Genomic DNA, 21,666 nt, shown 5'->3' on the forward strand with positions numbered 1-21,666 from the left:
CCTGTGGGAGCTGGCTTGCCAGCGATGAGGTGCGCACATTCAACATATTCGCTGAATGAACACCGCCATCGCGGGCAAGTCGAGTCGTCGCACCGCCGCTCCCACAGTGGTTGATGCAAGCCTTACCAACAAACCCCGGAGAAATCCGGGGTTTGTCGTTTCTGGCAGCCCCGCTATCATTCGCCGCATCTTCCGGGGGATTTGACTGATGCTTAATGGCCTGTGGCTTGGCTTCTTCGTCGTGGCAGCCGTTTCGGCGCTGGGGCAATGGCTGATCGGCGGCAACGCCGGGATCTTCGCGGCGATGGTGGAAAGCATTTTTGCCATGGCCAAGCTATCGGTCGAAGTCATGGTGCTGCTGTTCGGCACGCTGACCCTGTGGCTGGGTTTCCTGCGCATTGCCGAAAAGGCCGGCATCGTTGAATGGCTGGCCAAAGTGCTCGGGCCACTGTTCCTGCGGCTGATGCCGGAAGTTCCAGCCGGACATCCCGCGCTGGGCCTGATCACCCTGAACTTCGCCGCCAACGGCCTGGGCCTGGACAATGCCGCCACGCCGATCGGCCTCAAAGCCATGAAGGCGCTGCAAGAGCTCAACCCCAGCTCGACCATCGCCAGCAACGCGCAAATCCTGTTCCTCGTGCTCAACGCGTCGTCCCTGACCCTGTTGCCAGTGACGATCTTCATGTACCGCGCCCAGCAAGGCGCGCCGGACCCGACGCTGGTGTTCCTGCCGATCCTGCTGGCCACCAGTTGCTCGACCATCGTCGGCTTCCTGTCGGTGGCGTTCATGCAGCGCCTGCGGGTCTGGGACCCGGTGGTGCTGGCTTACCTGATTCCCGGCGCGCTGATCCTCGGCGGCTTCATGGCGTTGCTCGCGACAATGTCGGCCACCGCGCTGGCGGGGCTGTCGTCGATCCTCGGCAACCTGACGCTGTTCGGCCTGATCATGCTGTTCCTGATGATCGGCGCCTTGCGCAAGGTGAAGGTCTACGAGGCCTTCGTCGAAGGTGCGAAGGAAGGTTTCGACGTGGCCAAGAACCTGCTGCCGTATCTGGTGGCGATGCTCTGCGCGATCGGCGTATTGCGCGCATCGGGCGCGCTGGACTTCGGCCTCGACGGCATCCGCCATCTGGTGGAGTGGGCAGGGTGGGACACGCGCTTCGTCGATGCGCTGCCGACTGCGATGGTCAAACCGTTCTCCGGCAGCGCCGCCCGGGCGATGCTGATCGAGACGATGAAGACCTCGGGCGTGGACAGCTTCCCGGCACTGGTGGCCGCAACGATCCAGGGCAGCACCGAAACCACGTTCTACGTATTGGCGGTGTACTTCGGCGCGGTGGGCATCCAGCGCGCCCGGCATGCCGTGGGTTGTGCGCTGCTGGCCGAACTCGCGGGCGTGCTCGGCGCTATCGGTGTCTGCTACTGGTTCTTCGGTTAAGCCTCAAGGCCGGGCAGGTGGGGCAACCTTCTGCCCTTGCTCCACCGCCCACGCCACCACCTTCGCGGTTAGACGATCACTGGCCTGCCCGAATCCGGCCACCACCGCCGGAACCTTCACATCACTGAGCGGCTGACGCTCTTCAAAGCGGCGACTGGCGAGAATCCGCTGGTCGTAACCGCGCACCAGCAACGCATCGACACGCACCACCACGCTGGCCTGTGTGCCCTGATACTCGGTCTGAAACGCCTGCAGGCTGCCGCCCAGTTCCAGGTCTGCCTGGAAATTGCTGTCGTCGGTGCTCAACAGCGATACTCGGCCATCGCGCTGAAAACCATCGAGCAAGCGGTTACGCACCAGCACCGGCGCCGGATCGCTCCAGCGCGAGGCCTTGTAGCTGCTGATCACATCGCCCTGAGGAATCACCGCGATGCTTGGTCGGTTCAGCGCTTCGCTGGCCTGCAGTTTGTTCAGGCGCAGCGACCAGTGCTGCGTAGATGCCGAACCGGCCGAGGCGGGCGCCTGTGCGGCCGGCAAACGGTAGACGTCCAGCGGTTCGGACTTGGGCAGGATCGAGCACGCGCCGATCAGCGTGAAGCCGGCGAGGAGGGCGAGGCGAGTCAGCTTCATGGCGTGAACTCCTTGTTCTTGTCACTGCCCAGCAGGTAACCGCTGGGGTTGGCCTCCAGGCGTTGGGAAATGGCGCGCAGCGAGTTCAGGGTCTCGCGCAGTTCGCGGATCGCCGGGGCCAGGCCGTTGAGGCCCTGCATGCCGCTGTCGAGGGAATTCTGATTCTTGCTGAGCAGGCCGTTGATGGTGACGCTGCTTTGCTCCAGGGATTTCATCGCCTGTTCGGCACTGCCGAGCGCCTGTTTACCCTGATCGTTGAGCAGGCCGTTGGCGTTGCGCATCAGCGCGGACGTCTGTTCGAGCATGTTGCCCGCCTGTTTGCCCACCGTCGCCAGTTGCTGCATGGCCTGACGCAGGTCGCCGCGCTGATCGTTGATCGAGCCGGTGGTCTGCTCCAGATGCTCGAGGGTCTTGCTCACGCGCTCGATGTTGTCGGCAGAGAACATCTGATTGGCATTACTGAGCAACGTCGTGACCCCGCTCATCAAATCGTTGCTGTCGCTGAGCAGCCGCGAAATGGGCGAGGGCGAGGCGACGATGGTCGGCAGGTTGCCGTCATGGCCCTTGAGTTTCGGACTTTGCGGCGTGCCTCCGCTGAGCTGGATGATCGAGGTGCCGGTGATCCCGGCCAAGGCCAGTTTGGCCTCGGTGTCTTCCTTGACCGGCGTGTCGCCGGCCAGGCGAATGCGTGCCAGCACTCGACGCGGGTCCTTCGGGTCGAGGCGCAGGCTGACCACGTCGCCGACCTTGATCCCGCTGTACTGCACCGGACTGCCCCGGGACAGACCGCTGACCGCCTCGTTGAAGACGACTTCGTAATCCTTGAACTCGGTATCGACACTGGACTTGGCCAGCCACAGGCCGAAGAGCAGGGCGCCTGCCACCACAATCACCGTGAACAGGCCGATCAGTACATGATGGGCTCGGGTTTCCATGTCAGACCTCGTTGAGCTGTGTGGCGGCGTCCAGCGCCGAGCGGCCGCGAGGGCCGTGGAAATATTCGTGAATCCAAGCGTCGTCGGTTTCCGAGACCACGTCGATGGGGCCCGCCACCAGCACTTTCTTCTGCGCCAGTACCGCGACGCGGTCGGTGATGGTGTAGAGCGTGTCGAGGTCGTGGGTCACCAGAAACACGCTCAGGCCCAGCGCGTCGCGCAGGGTCAGGATCAATTGGTCGAACTGCGCCGCGCCAATCGGATCGAGGCCGGCGGTGGGTTCGTCGAGAAACAGGATGTCCGGATCCAGCGCCAGCGCCCGGGCCAGCGCCGCGCGCTTGATCATCCCACCGGACAGTGAGGCCGGGTACTTGTCCGCCGCCGACAGCGGCAGCCCGGCCAGCGCCAGCTTCACTGCCGCCAGATGCTCGGCGTCGTCGCGGCTGAGCCCGGCGTGTTCGATGAGGGGCAGGGCGACGTTCTCGGTGACGGTCAGCGACGAGAACAGCGCGCCCTTCTGGAACAGCACACCGAAGCGCCGCTCGATCAGCGAACGCTCATGCTCCGCCAGGCTCGGCAGGTTCTGGCCGAACACCTTGACCATGCCTTCGCTGGGCCGGCGCAGGCCGACGATGCTGCGCAGCAGCACCGATTTACCGCTGCCGGAACCGCCGACCACGGCCAGGATCTCGCCTTTGTACAAGTCGAGGTCGAGGTTCTCGTGCACGCTCTGGTGGCCGAAGCGATTGCACAGGCCACGAACTTCGATCACCGCCTCGGAGGGCGCGCGGGGTAGACGACTCACCAGCCCATCTCCATGAAGAACAACGCGGCGACCGCATCGAGCACGATCACCACGAAAATCGATTGCACCACGCTGGAGGTGGTGTGGGCGCCGACCGATTCGGCGCTGCCGCTGACCTTGAAGCCTTCCAGACAGCCGATGGCGGCGATCAGGAACGCAAAGATCGGGGCTTTGACCAGGCCCACCAGGAAATGTTGAATCCCTATGTCGCTTTGCAGCAGCGACAGGAACATCGCCGGCGAGATATCCAGCGACACCGCGCAGACCACCGCGCCGCCGACAATCCCGCAGATCATCGCCAGAAAGGTCAGCATCGGCAGCGCCACCAGCAGCGCCAGCACCCGCGGCACCACCAGCAATTCCATGGGATCGAGGCCGAGGGTGCGAATCGCGTCGATTTCCTCGTTGGCCTTCATCGAGCCGATCTGCGCGGTGAAGGCACTGGCCGTACGACCGGCCATCAGGATCGCTGTGAGCAACACACCGAACTCGCGCAGGAAGGCGAAGCCGACCAGATCCACGGTGAACACGCTGGCGCCGAAACTGGCCAGTACCGTCGCCCCGAGGAACGCCACCACGGCCCCCACCAGAAAGGTCAGCAACGCCACGATGGGCGCGGCGTCGAGGCCGGTCTGTTCGATGTGCGCAATCATCGGCGTGATCCGCCAGCGCTTGGGGCGGAACAGGCTGCGGGCGATGGTTTCGAGGATCAGGCCGACGAAGCCGAGCAATTGCAGGGTGTCCTGCCAGACCGTGTCGACGGCCCGACCGATGCGCGTCAGCAGTTGCACGCTGACGCTGATTTCCGGTTCCTTGATCGGCACGCAGAAGTCGGTCAGCGAGCGATACACGGTTTGCAGCAAGGCGCGGTCGGCGCTGGAAATCGTGCAGTCGGGGTGTTCGGCGGATTTGCCCAGCCGCTCGGAGCCGAGCAGTTCCACCAGCAGCGACGCGCCGGCGGTGTCGAGGGCGCCGAGGCCGTTGAGATCGATGGGAGTGTTGGCGTCGTACTGGCCGTGGAGCGTTTCGCTCAGTTGCTTGAGCTCGGCGTAATGGGCAAGCGTCCAGTCCCCGGTCACCCGCAGGCGGGCAGGGGTGATCGAGGTGTCCAGGCGGGCACTGCCGGTCGTTGGGCTGCTGGTCATAAGCTCCGTGCTTGTTCGGCTTTTGAGACGAACCTACGTAATAGCACGAACCCGGTTACTTTTCTTTGGTCGGTGTGCTGTCCGTGACCTTGAAGCGCAGCACGCCGATCACCTGTCCGTCCTCGGTCAACACCCGCACCTGCCACTTGCCCGCCGGGTTGCCGGGGAAATTCTGTTTGTGGGTCCAGGCCCGGTAGCCTTCCTTGCGCCCGCCGTGAATGTCGAGGGCGATGCGGTCGACCTCTTTGCCGTTGAACTGCCAGACGTGATAAATCCGCTCATCGAGCCCGCGCGGCGCGTTGATCGCGGTGTAGGCGTAGAGCCCGCCGCCACGAATCTGTTCGGCGCTGACTTCCTTGAGGCTGGCGCCCGGAACCCGGTCCTGCACCTGGGTGCTGATCGCCACGTCGGTCATCCACAGCGTCGCTGGCGGCACCCATGAACGCAGGACCCAGCCCACGCCGCCGATCCCGATGGTGATGCTGAGGATCGCCAGCGCGTTGCGCACGGTGCGGATCGGGAAGATCGACGCCAGGCTCGGGAACGACAACACCACCGCAATCCCCAGCGCCCATTTGAAGCTCTGCGAAGTGGTCAGGTGCATGATCACCGGCAGCGCCGTGAGCAGAGCGGCGAACAGTGTCAGGGTGTGCAGCGCGAGGAACGCCCAGCGCCGTGGCGCCAGCCACTTGTAGTAGAGCGGGTCGACGATCGAGATCAGCGCCGCGATGCACAGCAGCCCGGTGAAAAACAGCTGGCCGCTGTTCCAGGTGGTGGTGATGAAGAAGAACGGCAGGACGAAAAACAGGCTTTCCTGGTGGATCATCTGCGTCGCGTAACGCAGCAGCGGCTGGGGGATTTCCCGTTTGAAGATCCGCGTGAACAGTTTGGTCAGGCTGTTTTCCAGCATCAGCCAGATCCAGCTCAGCAGCATGATCGTGGTGATCCAGCTCGCCAGCCCCTGTTGCCGGTCGACCAGAATGAAGCTGCCGACCCCGGAGATGAAACCACCGAGCGCAATGACCCCGGGGTAGCGCTTCATCAGTTCGAGAATGCGCTGGATCAGGAGGGTCAATTTAGACATGGGGGCGGTTCACGACTGGATAGGAAAAAAACCTCGACAGAGTACCGCCCGCCGGGCCCCGTGGCGAGGCTGCCGGTCAGTCTGGATCCACGGGCTTGCGCCGATGCAGGCGCCAGCCCAGCAGAATCAGCACCAGCACGCCCAATCCGCCCGCCAGCAGCCACAACACCTGATCGTCGCTGAGCAGCGGTTTCTCGATCCGCAGATAGCCCGGTTGCAGCAGCAACTCGCGCATGGCCTTGTTCGCCGCCTCCAGCGTCACGCCTTGCAGCTCCCGCGCAGGATCGGCAAAGCGGCCATCCTCGTAGTCGCCCAGCGCGCTCCAGTAGTAATCGGCCAGGGCGCTGGTGCCTTGCACGGCCCAGGCCTGGTGGGCGATGGCGGCTTGTTTCAAGCGATTGAAGGTGTCGGCATCGAGGCCGTTTTTCAGCAGGTCGGCCTTGAGGTCTTCCAGCACCTGTTCGGCTTCGGCGATGTCACCGCGATCCAGGTCGGCGTTGAGGCTCATGAAGCCGACGCCACCGAACACCTCGCGTTCGGCCCACGGCCCGTAGGACAAACCGTGGTTCAGGCGCAATTGGCGGTACAGCGCCCACTCCAGGTATTCCTTGAGCAGGTCGAAGGTTTCGTCGTACTGATCGTCCAGCACCGGCTCCGGCACCAGCCAGTGCAGCTTGGCGCTGTTGCCGATGAAGCCGCGAGTGATCGTGCGTTCGTGGGCGGCGCTGGCGCGGATGTCCGGCAACGGACGGTGTTCGCTCGGATCGACCGCTTCCAGCGTGCCCCACGCCCGTTCCAGATAGGCCGGCAGCAGTTTGTCGAGGTCACCGACGACGATCAGGGTCATGTTGTTCGGCGCGTACCAGGCCTTGCGCACCTTATCCAGCTGCTCGCGGGTCAGGCCATCGACTTCGGCCCGCTGCGGGCATTTCAGGCCCAGCTCGACCGCCAGTTGATTGCTCGCGGTGTGGCCCAGGTCCTGCCGGTCGAGAAAGCGTTGCAACCGGGTGTAATGGCCGCCGTCCTCGCGCTCGACCACCCGCTTGGCAGCGTTGATCGCGTTGTCGTCGAAGCGGGTCTGGGTCAGCAGAGCCAGCAGCAGGTCGAGGACCTTGCGCTGGTTTTTCGCCGGGGCTTCGATGACGAACGTGGTGTCGGCGTTGCTGGTGAAGGCATTCCAGTCACCGCCGAGGGCCTGCATGCGCTCTTCGAGGCCACCTTCACCGGTGGCGTCGATACCGCTGAACAGCAAGTGTTCGAGCAGATGCGGCAGCTCTTTTTCATTGCAGTCGAAATCGTCCAGACCGACGCCGATCACCAGCCGGATCGCCACGTGCCCACGTTCGGTGCCGGGCTTGAGCAGCAATTGCAGACCGTTGGGCAGCGCATAGCCTTCGACCTGAAAACGATCCAGGGCGAAGGCGGGCAGGGAACCGAGCAGCAGACAGGCGAACAACAGGCAACGCATAACGAGCTTCCATACGGCTGAATTGGAGATCCGTGTCGTCAGTCCGGGCCCCATCACTGCGATGCGGCGACCCGACAAGCCAGCTCCCACAAGGATTGGCGGCGCTCACAAAACCCTGTGGGAGCTGGCTTGCCAGCGAAGGGGGCCTCAAGACTGAACTATGAGTTACTGACTGACCACAACCCCAGACGTTCAAGGCGAATGCGTGATGTCCGCCATATCGTCCGCCGCCAGCGCGCCGGTATCGGAAGTTTCCAGCACCACATAGGCGCTGCTGCAGAACAGCGAGCTCAGGCGTTTCATGTCGGCAATCAACTCCAGGTGCAATGAACTGGTCTCGATACTCTGCACGATCTTGCGTTGCAATCGGCTGACATGGGCATGGGCCAGACGCCGCTCCTGGGCGCGAAAGCGCCGTTTCTCGCGCAGCAACTGGCGGGCGCTCTCCTTGTCGCCGCTGAGGAACACCGATAGCCCGAGCCGCAGGTTGGCAATTAATTGCTGGTGCAGGCCGGCCAGTTCTTCCAGTCCGTCCTCGGAAAAAGACCGGCGTTGCGAAGTCTTCTGCTGCTGCACTTTACGCAGCATGCGTTCGATCAGGTCGCTGGCGAGTTTGAGGTTGATCGCCAGCTCGATGATCTCCGCCCAGCGCCGACTGTCCTGTTCGCCGAGATCCTCGCGGGGCATCTGCGCCAGATACAGCTTGATCGCGCTGTACAGCGCTTCGACGTCATCGGTCAGCTTGCGCATTTCCTGGGTGACGGCGGTCTGCTTGCCGCGCAGCACGTCGAGGGTCGCGTCGAGCATGTTGTCGATCAGGTCGCCCATGCGCAGGGTTTCCCGGGCGGCGTTGGCCAGCGCCAGACTCGGCGTGACCAGCGCGGTGGGATCAAGGTGACGGGGCTTGGCGGTGCCATTGACCTCGGGGCGCTCCGGCAGCAGCCAGGCACACAGCCGCGCCATCGGGCCGACGCTCGGGAGCAGGATCAGGCAGCGCGCGGTGTTGTAGAGCAGATGGAAGCCGATGACCATTTCCTGAGGGCTGAAATCCAGGCTGTCGATCCAGTGCACCAGCGGGTCGAGCACCGGGATGATCAGCAGCAGCCCGATCAGTTTGTACAGCAGGCTGCCCAGCGCCACCTGCCGGCCGGCGGCGTTCTGCATGCTGGTGCTCATGAACGCCAGCACACCACTGCCGATGTTGGCGCCAATCACCAGACCGATCGCCACCGGCAGACTGATCACCGCAGCGCCGGCGAGCGTCGCGGTCAGCAGCACAGCCGCCAGGCTGGAATAGGAAATCATCGCGAACAGCGCACCGACCAGGGCGTCAAGCAGGATATCGCCGGTCAGCGAGGCGAAAATTACCTTCACCCCTTGGGCATGGGTGATCGGCGCGGCGGCCTCGACGATCAGTTGCAGCGCCAGAATGATCAGCCCAAGCCCAATGGACACCCGGCCCATCTGCCCGAGCCGCGTCTGTTTGCGCGACAGAAAGAAAATCACCCCGATAAAAATCAGCAGCGGCGACAGCCACGACAGGTCGAACGTCAGCACCCGCGCCATCAGCGCCGTACCGACGTCGGCGCCGAGCATGGTCGCCAGGGCCGGTGTCAACGCCATCAGGCCCTGACCGACAAAGGACGTCACGAGCATGGCGGTGGCGTTGCTGCTCTGCACCATCGCAGTGACAACGATGCCGGCGACAAAGGCCAGCCAGCGCCTGGACATGTTCTGGCCGATCACGTGGCGCAGATTGGTGCCGTACACCCGCAGGATGCCGGTTCGAACGATATGCGTGCCCCAGATCAGCAGGGCCACGGCAGACAGCAAATTGAGCAGGGTGAGCATGCAGACCCCCTGTAATGGCAGCGCCCCAGAGGGGCAAGTGGACGGTACCGCGCAATTTCTACGTTCTGATACTTAAGCTGTAGTTGGCTAACGGTCTGGGCGCCAGCATTGCACAGCTAAAGCGGGGATTGAAACAAAAGTGTCATGAAAACAGGTTCATGCGGCCATGAAAAAAGGGCCCGGAGGCCCTTCGATCTGTTGCGCAGCGTTCGGGTTACTGACCCGGAATATCCTTGCGCAGTTTCACCGGATCCTGCTGTTTGCGTTTTTTCGCGATGGCGGTGCGCATCTTGATGTTGATCGCTTCGACCGCCAGCGAGAACGCCATGGCGAAATAGACGTAGCCTTTCGGTACATGCACGTCGAACGATTCGGCAATCAGCACGGTACCGACCACCAGCAGGAACGACAGCGCGAGCATTTTCAGCGACGGGTGCTTGTCGATGAATTCGCTGATCTTGCCCGAGGCCGCCATCATCACCAGCACCGCCACGATGATCGCCGCGACCATCACCGGTACGTGGGACACCATGCCGACGGCGGTGATCACCGAGTCCAGCGAGAACACGATGTCGATGATCGCGATCTGGATGATGGTGTAGAGGAAGTTGCCGCCCTTGCCCGAAGGCTCGTCGTCGCTTTCGTCTTCACCTTCCAGTGCGTGGTACATCTCCTGGGAGCTTTTCCACAGCAGGAACAGGCCACCGAAGAACAGGATCAGATCGCGACCGGAAATGCCCTGGCCGAACACTTCGAACAGGTCGGCGGTGAGGCGCATGACCCAGGTGATCGACAGCAGCAACAGGATCCGCGTGATCATCGCCAGGCCAAGACCGAAGATCCGGGTGCGCTGCTGCATGTGTTTGGGCATGCGGCTGACCAGGATCGAAATCATGATGATGTTATCGATGCCCAGAACGATTTCCAGGGCGGTCAGGGTGAAGAAGGCAACCCAGATCTCAGGGTTGGTCAGCCATTCCATGTGTATTCCTTTGAGCGAGTGTTAAACCAGGACGCCAGCAATCAGCTGGCGTCCGGGTGAGTTTGGTGCCGTTACAACGTGCTGAACAGCGGGAAAGTCCCCAACAGCAAGGCTGCGACCAGTATGCACAGGCAGACCAGCACTGCCCACTTCAGGGTGAAACGCTGATGATCGCCGAACTCGATCCCCGCCAGTGCCACCAGCAGGTATGTCGACGGCACCAGGGGGCTCAGCAGGTGAACCGGCTGGCCGACGATCGAAGCGCGGGCCATTTCCACTGCGGTAATGCCGTAATGGCTGGCCGCTTCGGACAACACCGGCAACACACCGTAGTAGAACGCGTCGTTCGACATGAAGAACGTGAACGGCATGCTCACCAGCGCCGTGATCACCGCCAGGTACGGGCCGAGGAAATCAGGGATCACCGCCAGCAGGCTTTTCGACATGGCATCGACCATGCCGGTGCCCGACAGGATACCGGTGAAAATGCCCGCCGCGAAGATCAGACTGACCACCGACAGCACGCTACCGGCGTGGGCCGCGACACGATCCTTCTGCATTTGCAGGCAAGGATAGTTGACGATCATGGCAATACTGAACGCCACCATGAACAGCACCGGCAGCGGCAGCAGGCCGGCGATCAGGGTGCACATCAGGGCCAGGGTCAGCAGGCCGTTGAACCAGATCAGTTTCGGACGACGGGCATCCGGGAATTGCGAGACGCTGATTTCGCTGTGATCGATTTCGTCGCCGATCAGGTGCAGCTCACCCAGACGCGCACGCTCACGTTTGCCGTAGAAGTAGGCAATGATCAGGATCGCTACCACACCGGCAGCCATCGCCGGGATCATCGGTACGAAGATGTCCGACGGGTCCACGTGCAGCGCACTGGCGGCACGGGCGGTCGGGCCACCCCATGGGGTCATGTTCATCACGCCGCCGGCGAGGATGATCAGACCGGCCATGATCCGCGGGCTCATGCCGATGCGGCTGTACAGCGGCAGCATCGCGGCCACGCAGATCATGTATGTGGTCGCGCCGTCACCATCGAGGGAAACGACGAGCGCCAGTACGGCGGTGCCGACCGAAACTTTCAGCGGGTCGCCCTTGACCAGTTTGAGGATCTTGCGCACGGCCGGGTCAAACAGGCCGGAGTCGATCATCAGGGCGAAATACAGAATCGCGAACATCAGCATCACGCCGGTCGGCGCAAGCTTGGTAATACCTTCGAGCATCATCGGGCCGATCTTCGGCGCGAAACCACCGAACAGGGCGAACAGGATCGGGATGATGATCAGAGCGATCAGCGCAGACAGGCGCTTGGTCATGATCAGGAACATGAACGTGATGACCATGGCGAAGCCAAGGAAAGTCAGCATGGGAATACTCCAGGCGTAGCGCGGCTAGGTAAGTGAGCGGATCGGGCGGGATCAGCGCAGAACGGGAAGCACGAGGCGTACGGGCGGAGTTGCAGCGAAGAGGCGGGTTGCAGAGGACATCAGAATCACCATTGTTGTTGTTAATTGGGCCTGTCGTGCGAGCAATCACACGCGTTGGCCAACCGGTCTGTTGCCGGCAGTGGGGGCGATCCTAATCGGGGAACCTTTCAGCTACCTTTCGCGCAAGAAAGCTCTGGGCGAACGGCCAACCGGCCGTCGGATGCGGGCTAGAGTCAATGAACACGGGAAGCGGAGGGCAGGGCGATGACTGACTTGCACAGCGGTGGCTGCCATTGCGGACATATCCGCTATCAGTTCAGCGGAGCGTTGCACGACATCGCCCATTGTCATTGTTCGATCTGTCGAAAGGTCAGCGGCGGCATCGTCACCACCTGGATCACGTTGCCGGCGGCGAACTTCCAGTGGCTGACAGGGAAACCTTCGCGCTACGACTCCTCGACGAGTTGCGCACGGTTCTTCTGTCCGAACTGCGGGGCACAACTGGCGCTGGTGACGTTGCTCAGCCCCGAGAGCATCGATCTGACCATCGCCACGCTGGATCACCCGGAGCGGGCCGCCGCCGAGCGGCACATTTGGACCGACAGCCAGTTGCCATGGCTGCACCTGGACGAGCATTTGCCTGGCGAACCCGAAGAAACCATCTGATTAAAAAATAGACAGATCCAGCGGCCGCATCGCGCCCATCCAGATCGCGTGTTCGGTGTGATCGAGCAAGTCATCGCCGGTGTCCGGGTGCAGGAACACCACCAAACCCTTGCGATTGAGCGCCAGCCACGGCAGCACGTCGCCGATCAGCTCCGGGCCGAAGGCCAGCTGGCAGCTCCAGTCCGGGTGCGGGCCCACCGGGCGTTCGTGCATGCGGCCCATCTTCAATGGAAACAGCGCTGCTGCCTGCTCACAAAGCGCCCGCGCCTGTTTGATCGTGCTGGCGTCGTAATAAACGTGGGCGTGATAACCCTTGATCGTCTGCATCGCAAACCCTCTGAATCGGTTCGAACCCTCGCCGTTGACCGTATGTCACACGCCATACAAGGGAAAACAAAAGGGAACTCAGCCATGAAAAATGCCGAAACCCCGGCGGTGAAAGTGGTGCTCTATGGTGCCATGAGTAGCCTGGGCAGTGCGTTGATGGCTGAACTGCTGCGTCGCCAGCACGAAGTCATCGCGATCCTCGACGATCTGACGGCGCTCGCCCCACGGCCGGGGCTGCGCACCAAAAGCGGCGATCTGCTCGATGCCGAGCGGGTCAACCAGAGCGTGGCCGGCAGCTCGGCAGTGATCTGCCTGCTCAATGCGCCGGGCTTGCCGCTGAGCAGTGATCATGTCGAGAAATCCGTGGTGTTGGGGCCGGTGGAGCAGGTGCTGGCAGTGGATGCGCTGATCGATGGACTGCACGCGGCGAACGTCTCGCGGCTGTTTGTCATCGGCGAATTCGAAGCCCTGGACGATCCGGAAAATGCCGACCCGTTGCAACGCCACGCCGCTCAAGAGGTGCGCGAAGCCCTGCAAAGCAGCCCGCTGCACTGGACGCTGGTGAATGCACCGCGCAGCGTGGCCGGGCTGACGATCGAGCATTTCAGTCAGGTCGGCCGCACGCTTGAACCGGGTCTGGCCGAACCGCTGGAGCGCCTGAACCGGGTGGCGGTGGGCATTGCCGATGAGCTGCGGCTGAATTTGCATCTGCGTCAGCACGTGGATTTTGTTGCTGCTTCCTGATCCGTTACACCGCAATCGACGGCAGCGGAAGTCCGGCCAAGGATTCGGCGCTGCTCGCCTGTTCGGCCATCAGCCAATCCACAAACGTCTGGATCAACGCGCCCCGGCGTTTGCGTTGCGGCAGCACCACGTAATAACCGAGGCGCGACAGGGTGGTTTCGGCTATCGGTCGGCACAACAAACCCTGGGTGAGCAAGTTATCCACAAGGTGCCGCCAGCCAATTGCCACGCCCTGACCGCCAATCGCCGCTTGAATCAACAAAGTGTAATTGTCGAAGCGCAACTGGCCCGGGGCTGGCGGCGCGCTGATGTTCAGCGCGCGGAACAGACCGCTCCAGTCGAACCAGTTGCTGCTGTTTTCCCCGCGCAGGTGCAGCAGCGGAAACTCCATCAATGCCTGGGCCGGCAAGGGCAGCGGGCGATCCTTGAGCAGTTGCGGGCTGCACACCGGAAACACTTCTTCGCTGAACAACCAGTGACTTTCGCCCTGTTTGAAGCGACCGTCGCCGAATAGCACGGCAACGTCGATATCCGGGCGCAGCATGTTGTGATTGCGCTCGCTGGTGACCAGGCTCACGTCCACCTGTGGATAAGCTTCATGGAAGCGGTGCAGGCGCGGCATCAGCCAATACGCAGCGAAGGCGAAATCGGTGGCGACCTGCAGTACTTCATGTTGCTGCTGCGTGCTGATCGCGCCTAATCCTGCGTCGATATTCTGCAAACCGAGGGTAACTTGCTCGAACAGGATCGATCCGACCTCGGTCAGTTCGATGCCCCGGTAGATGCGGTCGAACAGCCGCGTTCCGAGCTGTTCCTCCAGCCGTTTGATCTGCTGACTGATCGCCGGTTGCGTCGTACCAAGCTCCACCGCCGCAGCGGTGAAACTACGATGACGGGCCGCCGCCTCGAAGGCGCGCAGCAGATCCAGCGACAAATCACCGAGGGCTTCATACATAAGCTGTGCTTATCCTAGTCATTGTCCGGCGCGGGCTTTACTGGATATTGCGTGGAATCCATGCTCGATCGCAGCAATGTCGCATAAATATTCACTATGGAATGCCGCGATCACATGAAGCGCAAGAACATTCTTTTCATCATGGCCGATCAAATGGCCGCGCCAATGTTGCCGTTCTACGGCCCGTCGCCAATCAAACTGCCGAATCTCAGCCGCCTCGCCGAACAAGGCGTGGTGTTCGATGCCGCGTACTGCAACAGCCCGCTGTGCGCACCGTCGCGTTTTACCTTGGTCAGCGGGCAGTTGCCGAGCAAGATCGGCGCCTACGACAACGCCGCCGATTTCCCCGCCGACATTCCCACCTACGCCCATTACCTGCGCCGCCTCGGTTACCGCACCGCGCTCTCCGGCAAGATGCACTTCTGCGGCCCCGATCAACTGCACGGTTACGAAGAGCGACTGACTAGTGATATCTACCCGGCCGACTACGGCTGGGCGGTGAACTGGGATGAGCCCGACGTGCGGCCGAGCTGGTATCACAACATGTCTTCGGTGTTGCAGGCTGGGCCGTGCGTGCGCACCAACCAGCTCGACTTCGACGAAGAGGTGGTGTTCAAGGCTCAGCAATATCTGTTCGACCATATTCGCGAGGATGGCGACCAGCCGTTCTGCCTGACCGTGTCGATGACTCACCCGCACGATCCGTACACGATTCCCAAGGCATTCTGGGATTTGTACGACGATGCGGATATCCCGCTTCCGACGACGCCGGATCAGCATTCACTCGATCCGCATTCCCAGCGTTTGCTCAAGGTCTACGACCTTTGGGACAAGCCGCTACCTGTGGATAAGATTCGCGACGCGCGCCGTGCCTACTTCGGTGCTTGCAGCTATATCGACGCCAACGTCGGCAAACTTCTGCAAACCCTCGAAGATTGCGGGCTGATGGATGACACCGTCATCGTGTTTTCCGGTGACCATGGCGACATGCTCGGCGACAAGGGCCTCTGGTACAAAATGCACTGGTACGAAATGGCCGCTCGCGTGCCCCTGTTGATAAGTGCACCCGGTCAGTTCAAATCGGGCCGTGTCAGCGCTGCAGTCTCCACCGCCGACCTGTTGCCGACCTTCGTCGAGCTGGCGGGCGGCAGCCTGGAACCGAATCTGCCGCTGGACGGCCGCTCGCTGGTTCCGCACCTGAACGGGCAGGGCGGTCACGACGAAGTGTTCGGTGAATACATGGCCGAAGGCACCGTCAGCCCGCTGATGATGATCCGGCGTGGCGCCTACAAATTTATCTACAGCGAAACCGACCCTTGCCTACTCTTCGATGTGGATAACGATCCACGCGAGCAGGAAGAACTCAGCCAATCGCCACAACATCGCCAACTGTTCGACGATTTTCTCGCCGAAGCGCGGGCCAAGTGGGACATCCCGGCAATCCACCGCGAAGTCCTCGAGAGCCAACGCCGTCGGCGTTTCGTCGCCGAGGCGCTGACGATCGGCAAACTGAAGAGCTGGGATCACCAGCCGCTGGTGGACGCCAGTCAGCAATACATGCGCAACCACATCGACCTCGATGACCTGGAGCGCAAGGCCCGTTATCCACAACCCTGCCAAAACCAATAACGTTAAGGGGAAGTCCATGGTCAAGTTATCCACAGTCGTGACGGTCAGTCTGCTGGCACTGGGCAGCGCATCCGCGTTCGCCGAGAGCTGCGACACGGTGAAAATGGCCGATCCCGGCTGGAGCGACATCGCCGCGACCAACGCCATCACCGGGTTTCTGCTCGATGGCATGGGCTACAAGGCCAAGGTCGACACCCTCGCGGTGCCGATCACCTTCGGCGGCTTGAAGGATGGACAGGTCGACGTGTTCCTCGGCAACTGGATGCCGGCGCAGCAGGGCTTCTACGACAAGTTCGTCGCCACGGGTGACGTCACGCAACTGGCGAAGAACCTCGACGGCACCGAATTCACCCTGGCCGTGCCGGATTACGTGTGGGACGCGGGTGTGCATAACTTTGCCGACCTGAATAAGTACGCCGATAAATTCGAGAAGAAGATCTACGGCATCGGCTCCGGCGCGCCGGCGAACATCTCGCTGCAAGAGATCATCAAGAAGAACGACTTCGACCTGGGCCAGTGGAAGCTGATCGAGTCCAGCGAACAGGCGATGCTGGCCGAAGTCTCGCGGGCGGTGAAGAAACAGAAATTCGTCACCTTCCTCGGCTGGACCCCGCACCCGATGAACGTGCAGCTGAAAATGCATTACCTCAAGGGCGGCGAGAAATACTTCGGCGACACCGGCAGCGTCTACACCCTGACCCGCAAGGGTTACGCCGAAGCCTGTCCGAATGTGGGTAAATTGCTGACCAATCTTGCGTTCACTCAGGAGATGGAGAACAGCATCATGGCCGAGGTGGTGAACAAGAAGGTCAGCAATGCGGAGGCGGCGAAGGCTTGGATCAAGGCGAATCCGGCGGTGTTGGACAAGTGGCTTGATGGTGTGAAGACCGTGGACGGCAAAGATGCGTTGGCGGCCGTTAAGTCCAAACTGTAACTGCGCGGGCCGATCGTTCCCACACTCTGCGTGGGAATGTCGCAATGGACGCTCCGCGTCCCGGGCTGCGTACAATGCGCAAAATTTCACCCGCGAGGATCCATGACCCTCCCCAGCCGTCGCTCACTTTTCCCCTTCCTGACCTGGCTGCCCCGGCAGACCCGCGCCAGCGTCGGGCGGGACCTGGTCGTCGGGCTCAGCGGGGCGATTCTCGCGTTGCCCCAGTCGATTGCCTACGCCCTGATCGCCGGTCTCCCACCGGAATACGGGCTCTACGCCGCCATCGTTCCGGTGTTGATCGCCTGCCTGTGGGGTTCGTCGTGGCATCTGATCTGCGGGCCGACGGCAGCGATTTCGATTGTGCTGTTCGCCAGTGTCAGTCCGTTGGCCGTGCCTGCGTCACAGGACTACATCACCCTGATCCTGCTGCTGACCTTCCTTGCCGGAATTTTCCAGTGGCTGCTCGGCCTGTTGCGCTTCGGCGCGCTGGTGAATTTCGTCTCACATTCCGTAGTGCTGGGTTTCACCCTCGGCGCGGCAGTGGTGATCGCCATCGGTCAATTGCCGAACCTGCTGGGACTGGATCTGCCAGCCAAAGCGACGGCACTGACCAGCCTGATGGATCTGCTGCGCCACCTCGGGGCTGTGGATAAACCGTCACTGGTCCTCGGGGTGGCGACGGTGGTGGTCGGCGCGTTGCTCAAACAATGGCTGCCACGCTGGCCGACGCTGTTGATGACCTTGGTCCTCGGCAGTCTGGTGGTGTGGCTGTGGCCGGCGATGTTCGGCCATGTTCAACTGGTCAGCGCGTTTGTCGGGCGCCTGCCGCCGTTCAGCGGATTGCCGCTGGATATGGACCTGATCCTGCGCCTGCTGCCCAGCGCCGTGGCGGTGGGCATGCTCGGGCTGGTCACCAGCCTGTCGATTGCCCGTTCAATTTCCGCACGCTCGCAACAGCTGCTCGACGCCAACCAGGAAGTCCGCGCGCAGGGTCTTTCGAACATTGTCGGGGCGTTCTTTTCGGGATCGTTGTCCGCCGGCTCGTTCACCCGTTCCGGGCTGAGTTATGAGGCCGGGGCCTGCTCGCCGCTGGCCGGGGTGTTCTCGGCGTTGTGGGTGGCGTTGTTCGCGATTTTCGGTGCCGGGCTGATCGCGCACATTCCGATTCCGGCCATGGCCGGCAGCATTCTGCTGATCGCCTGGGGACTGGTGGATCATCGCGGCATTCGCGCGCTGTTGCGGGTCAGCCGGGCGGAATTCGTGGTGATGAGCCTGACCTGCGTTGCCACGTTGCTGCTGGAGTTGCAGACGGCCATCTATGCCGGCGTGCTGGCCTCGCTGTTTTTCTACCTCAAGCGCACTTCTCAGCCGAGAGTGCAGCACTGGCGCGATGGCGAAGACGATGTGTTGCGGGTCGGCGGGTCGATCTTTTTCGGCGCCAGCCACTATCTGCAAGTGCGCTTGCAACGGATGCATGGCGCGCGGGTGGTGATCGAGGCGCAACAGATCAACTTCATCGACTATTCAGGCGTGGAAATGCTCCATCAGGAAGCCCGGCGCCTGTTGCGCCAGGATCGCAGCTTGACCTTGCGTCAGGCGCGACCGCAGGTGGTGGAGGAATTGCGCAAGCTCGAAGGGCCGGAGAAGTGCCCGATCCGATTTGAGGATTGATCTGATATTCAGTGTCGACTTCCATCGCTGGCAAGCCAGCTCCCACCAGGATCAGCTGAGTCCCTGTGGGAGCTGGCTTGCCAGCGATGCTTTTAAAGTGCCAGTTGGCGGCGTAGCTCAGCCAGCACTGGCGCCGTGTCGGGACGCACGCCACGCCACAGGAAAAACGCCTCGGCAGCCTGCTCCGCCAGCATCCCCAAGCCATCCATCACCACGCCTGCGCCGTGCTCGCTGGCCCAACGGCAGAACGCGGTCGGTTCCTTGCCATACATCATGTCGTAGCACAGGGTTTTGCCGGGCTCGATCAGGCTTGGGGCAATCGGCGGCACGTCGCCGGTGAGGCTGGCAGACGTGGCGTTGATGATCACGTCCACCGGCTCGCGCAACCAGTCGTAACCACTGGCCGACACCGGTCCCAGATCGCAGAACAGTTCGGCCAGCAGCTCGGCCTTGTCCACTGTGCGGTTGGCGATGATCACCGAGGCCGGTTTTTCCGCCAGCAACGGCTCCAGCGCACCGCGCACCGCGCCACCGGCGCCAAGCAGCAGAATGCGTTTGCCGGTGAGGCTGAACCCGGCGTTGACCGTCAGGTCCCGCACCAGCCCGGCGCCGTCGGTGTTATCGCCGAGCAGGCTGCCGTCAGCCAGTTTGCTCAGAGTGTTCACCGCACCCGCGCGTTCGGCGCGGGCGGTCAGGCTGTTGGCCAGGCGATAAGCATCTTCCTTGAACGGCACGGTCACGTTGGCACCGCGACCTTCCTGGAAAAACGCCGTGGCGCAGCCGGAAAAATCGTCGAGCGGCGCCAGCAGGGTGCTGTAGTCGAGGCTTTGCCCGGTCTGTTCGGCGAACAGTTTGTGAATCATCGGCGACTTGCTGTGGCCGATCGGGTTACCGAAAACGACGTAACGATCCATCAGAAGTCCTCAGGCCTGGGCCAGCCAGTCGCGGTCTTGCAGGAAGTACTCGGTCAGGCGCGCTTCTTCGCTGCCCGGCTCGGCTTTCCAGTCGTAGGCCCAGCGCACTTGCGGCGGCAGCGACATCAGGATCGACTCGGTACGCCCGCCCGATTGCAGGCCGAACAGGGTGCCACGGTCGTAAACCAGGTTGAATTCGACGTAGCGGCCACGGCGGAATTCCTGGAACTCGCGCTGTTTGGCGGTGAAGGCGTCGTTCTTGCGGCGCTGCAAGATCGGCAGGTAAGCGTCGATGTACGCATCGCCGATGGCGCGCATGAAGGCGAAACTGGTGTCGAAATCCCACTCGTTCAGGTCATCGAAAAACAGGCCGCCGATGCCGCGCGGTTCGTGGCGATGCTTGATGTGGAAGTAGGTGTCGCACCAGGCCTTGTAGCGCGGGTAGACGTCCGGGCCGAACGGCGCGCAAGCCTGCTCTGCGACGCGGTGCCAATGGATGCAGTCTTCTTCGTTGCCGTAATACGGGGTCAGGTCAAAGCCACCGCCGAACCACCAGACCGGCTCTTCACCTTCCTTCTCGGCGATGAAAAAACGCACGTTGGCGTGGGACGTCGGTACATGCGGATTATGCGGGTGGATCACCAGCGACACGCCGAGGGCTTCGAAACCACGCCCGGCCAGCTCCGGCCGATGGGCGCTGGCAGACGGTGGCAAACCGCTGCCGAAGACATGGGAAAAGTTGACGCCGCCCTTTTCGATCACAGTGCCGTTCTCGATCACCCGGGTCCGACCGCCACCGCCGGCTGGACGGGTCCAGGCGTCTTCGACGAAGCGCGTGCCGCCGTCTTCAGTTTCCAGCGCGGCGCAGATGCGGTCTTGCAGGTCGAGCAGATAGGCCTTTACGGCGTCGGTGCGGGTCGTCATGGCTTCACCTTGGATCGGGCGGAACTGCGCGGCGCCCCGCGCAAATGGGCGCGTAGCATACCATCGCAAACCGGCACGCCGCAGTTGACGAAGATCAAGCATGAGCGTTCGATAGGGACCTTCCCGAATGACCCAAGGAGTAGGCAGATGGCCAAGCGAATCCAGTTCCGCGCCCACGGCGGCCCCGAAGTGCTCGAGTACGTTGACTATCAACCGGCCGAACCCGGTCCGCAGCAGGTTCGCGTGAGCAACAAGGCCATCGGCCTGAACTTCATCGACACCTACTACCGCAGCGGTCTGTACGCGCCACCGGCGTTGCCGTCGGGCGTGGGTGCGGAAGGCGCCGGCATTGTCGAGGCGGTGGGCAGCGAGGTCACGCGGTTCAAGGTCGGTGATCGTGTGGCGTACGGCAGCGGCCCGTTGGGCGCGTACAGCGACGTCCACGTTCTGCCGGAAGCGAATCTGGTGCACCTGCCGGACGTCATCAGCTTCGAAACCGCCGCCGGCGTGATGCTCAAGGGCCTGACCGTGCAGTACCTGCTGCGCCAGACCTATGAACTCAAGGGTGGCGAAACCATTCTGTTCCACGCGGCGGCCGGCGGTGTCGGCCTGCTTGCCTGCCAATGGGCCAAGGCCCTGGGCGTGAAGCTGATCGGCACCGTCAGCTCGAAAGCCAAAGCCGATCTGGCCAAGGCCCATGGCGCTTGGGAAACCATCGACTACAGCCACGAAAATGTCGCCCAACGGGTGCTGGAATTGACCGACGGGAAAAAAGTCCCGGTGGTCTACGACGGCGTCGGCAAGGACACCTGGCCGGCGTCGCTGGACAGCGTGGCGCCCCGTGGCCTGTTGGTGAGCTTCGGCAACGCCTCGGGTGCGGTGGACGGGGTGAACCTGGGGATTCTGGCGGCGAAAGGTTCGCTGTACGTCACCCGGCCGACCCTGGCGACCTACGCCAACAACGCCGAGAACCTGCAGCGCATGGCGGATGAGCTGTTCGGGATGATCACCAGCGGCAAGCTGAAAGTGGACATCAGCCAGCGTTATCCACTGGCTGACGCGGCGAAAGCGCAAACCGAGCTGTCGGCGCGGCGCACGACAGGTTCGACTGTTTTACTGCCTTAA

The 21,666-nt window shown here is 62.4% G+C and carries 20 protein-coding genes; 7 read left to right on the forward strand and 13 right to left on the reverse strand.

Going from position 1 to position 21,666, the window contains the following annotated elements:
* The first annotated feature begins 208 nt into the window (after positions 1–208).
* Positions 209–1,438, forward strand: coding sequence for a nucleoside recognition domain-containing protein (locus tag CAF77_RS00255; RefSeq protein WP_064379589.1), 1,230 nt, complete (start codon positions 209–211; stop codon positions 1,436–1,438).
* 3 nt (positions 1,439–1,441) lie between these two features.
* Here CAF77_RS00255 and CAF77_RS00260 read toward each other — a convergent pair whose 3' ends face one another.
* From CAF77_RS00260 to CAF77_RS00300, 9 genes are all read right to left on the reverse strand, one after another.
* Complete coding sequence (locus CAF77_RS00260; protein WP_064379590.1) at positions 1,442–2,068, reverse strand: ABC-type transport auxiliary lipoprotein family protein; 627 nt, start codon at positions 2,066–2,068, stop codon at positions 1,442–1,444.
* The gene (locus CAF77_RS00265; protein ID WP_064379592.1) at positions 2,065–3,003 is read right to left on the reverse strand and encodes an MlaD family protein; all 939 of its coding nucleotides are present in this window, start codon (positions 3,001–3,003) and stop codon (positions 2,065–2,067) included. The genes CAF77_RS00260 and CAF77_RS00265 overlap by 4 nt, the downstream gene beginning before the upstream one ends.
* Before the next feature lies 1 nt (position 3,004).
* Positions 3,005–3,808 carry an ABC transporter ATP-binding protein gene (locus tag CAF77_RS00270; RefSeq protein WP_064379593.1) on the reverse strand — a complete coding sequence of 268 codons (804 nt, stop codon included), beginning with the start codon at positions 3,806–3,808 and terminating at the stop codon, positions 3,005–3,007.
* Positions 3,805–4,953: an ABC transporter permease gene (locus tag CAF77_RS00275; protein WP_064379597.1), complete on the reverse strand. Its 1,149-nt coding sequence runs from the start codon at positions 4,951–4,953 to the stop codon at positions 3,805–3,807. Before CAF77_RS00275 ends, CAF77_RS00270 begins: the two co-directional genes overlap by 4 nt.
* Before the next feature lie 55 nt (positions 4,954–5,008).
* The gene (locus tag CAF77_RS00280) at positions 5,009–6,037 is read right to left on the reverse strand and encodes a DUF5924 family protein (protein WP_064379598.1); all 1,029 of its coding nucleotides are present in this window, start codon (positions 6,035–6,037) and stop codon (positions 5,009–5,011) included.
* 76 nt (positions 6,038–6,113) lie between these two features.
* Positions 6,114–7,505 carry a pitrilysin family protein gene (locus tag CAF77_RS00285; RefSeq protein ID WP_064379600.1) on the reverse strand — a complete coding sequence of 464 codons (1,392 nt, stop codon included), beginning with the start codon at positions 7,503–7,505 and terminating at the stop codon, positions 6,114–6,116.
* Between the two features lie 192 nt (positions 7,506–7,697).
* The gene (locus CAF77_RS00290; protein WP_064379601.1) at positions 7,698–9,356 is read right to left on the reverse strand and encodes a Na/Pi cotransporter family protein; all 1,659 of its coding nucleotides are present in this window, start codon (positions 9,354–9,356) and stop codon (positions 7,698–7,700) included.
* Positions 9,357–9,570: 214 nt separating this feature from the next.
* Positions 9,571–10,338: a TerC family protein gene (locus CAF77_RS00295; RefSeq protein WP_011331759.1), complete on the reverse strand. Its 768-nt coding sequence runs from the start codon at positions 10,336–10,338 to the stop codon at positions 9,571–9,573.
* 71 nt (positions 10,339–10,409) lie between these two features.
* Positions 10,410–11,717: a CitMHS family transporter gene (locus CAF77_RS00300; protein WP_007954069.1), complete on the reverse strand. Its 1,308-nt coding sequence runs from the start codon at positions 11,715–11,717 to the stop codon at positions 10,410–10,412.
* Between the two features lie 324 nt (positions 11,718–12,041).
* Here CAF77_RS00300 and CAF77_RS00305 point away from each other — a divergent pair, with 324 nt between their 5' ends.
* Positions 12,042–12,443 carry a GFA family protein gene (locus CAF77_RS00305; RefSeq protein WP_064379603.1) on the forward strand — a complete coding sequence of 134 codons (402 nt, stop codon included), beginning with the start codon at positions 12,042–12,044 and terminating at the stop codon, positions 12,441–12,443.
* Here CAF77_RS00305 and CAF77_RS00310 read toward each other — a convergent pair whose 3' ends face one another.
* Positions 12,444–12,770: a DOPA 4,5-dioxygenase family protein gene (locus CAF77_RS00310; RefSeq protein WP_064379605.1), complete on the reverse strand. Its 327-nt coding sequence runs from the start codon at positions 12,768–12,770 to the stop codon at positions 12,444–12,446. It lies immediately after the preceding gene.
* An 84-nt stretch (positions 12,771–12,854) separates the two neighbouring features.
* On the opposite strand from CAF77_RS00310, the gene CAF77_RS00315 reads away from it, so the two are divergent.
* Positions 12,855–13,514: an NAD(P)-dependent oxidoreductase gene (locus CAF77_RS00315; RefSeq protein ID WP_064379607.1), complete on the forward strand. Its 660-nt coding sequence runs from the start codon at positions 12,855–12,857 to the stop codon at positions 13,512–13,514.
* Positions 13,515–13,518: 4 nt separating this feature from the next.
* On the opposite strand, the gene CAF77_RS00320 is transcribed toward CAF77_RS00315, so the two are convergent.
* Positions 13,519–14,469: a LysR family transcriptional regulator gene (locus CAF77_RS00320; protein ID WP_064379609.1), complete on the reverse strand. Its 951-nt coding sequence runs from the start codon at positions 14,467–14,469 to the stop codon at positions 13,519–13,521.
* A 114-nt stretch (positions 14,470–14,583) separates the two neighbouring features.
* Here CAF77_RS00320 and betC point away from each other — a divergent pair, with 114 nt between their 5' ends.
* From betC to CAF77_RS00335, 3 genes are all read left to right on the forward strand, one after another.
* Complete coding sequence (gene betC, locus CAF77_RS00325) at positions 14,584–16,098, forward strand: choline-sulfatase (protein WP_064379611.1); 1,515 nt, start codon at positions 14,584–14,586, stop codon at positions 16,096–16,098.
* Positions 16,099–16,114: 16 nt separating this feature from the next.
* A complete protein-coding gene (choX, locus tag CAF77_RS00330) occupies positions 16,115–17,032 on the forward strand; it encodes a choline ABC transporter substrate-binding protein (RefSeq protein WP_064379612.1) in 918 nt (305 codons plus the stop codon).
* A 102-nt stretch (positions 17,033–17,134) separates the two neighbouring features.
* The gene (locus CAF77_RS00335) at positions 17,135–18,703 is read left to right on the forward strand and encodes a SulP family inorganic anion transporter (RefSeq protein WP_064379614.1); all 1,569 of its coding nucleotides are present in this window, start codon (positions 17,135–17,137) and stop codon (positions 18,701–18,703) included.
* A 92-nt stretch (positions 18,704–18,795) separates the two neighbouring features.
* Here the strand turns inward: CAF77_RS00335 and aroE are convergent, their stop codons facing one another.
* Together aroE and hemF are read right to left on the reverse strand one after the other, a co-directional pair.
* Positions 18,796–19,617, reverse strand: a complete 822-nt coding sequence (gene aroE, locus CAF77_RS00340; protein ID WP_064379616.1) for a shikimate dehydrogenase — start codon at positions 19,615–19,617, stop codon at positions 18,796–18,798.
* 9 nt (positions 19,618–19,626) lie between these two features.
* Positions 19,627–20,541, reverse strand: coding sequence for an oxygen-dependent coproporphyrinogen oxidase (gene hemF / locus CAF77_RS00345; RefSeq protein ID WP_064384048.1), 915 nt, complete (start codon positions 20,539–20,541; stop codon positions 19,627–19,629).
* Positions 20,542–20,688: 147 nt separating this feature from the next.
* On the opposite strand from hemF, the gene CAF77_RS00350 reads away from it, so the two are divergent.
* Entirely contained in the window at positions 20,689–21,666 is a 978-nt protein-coding gene (locus tag CAF77_RS00350; protein WP_064379618.1) for an NADPH:quinone reductase, read from the forward strand.

This window comes from Pseudomonas sp. R15(2017), from assembly GCF_002112685.1.
Classification (GTDB): domain Bacteria; phylum Pseudomonadota; class Gammaproteobacteria; order Pseudomonadales; family Pseudomonadaceae; genus Aquipseudomonas; species Aquipseudomonas glycinae.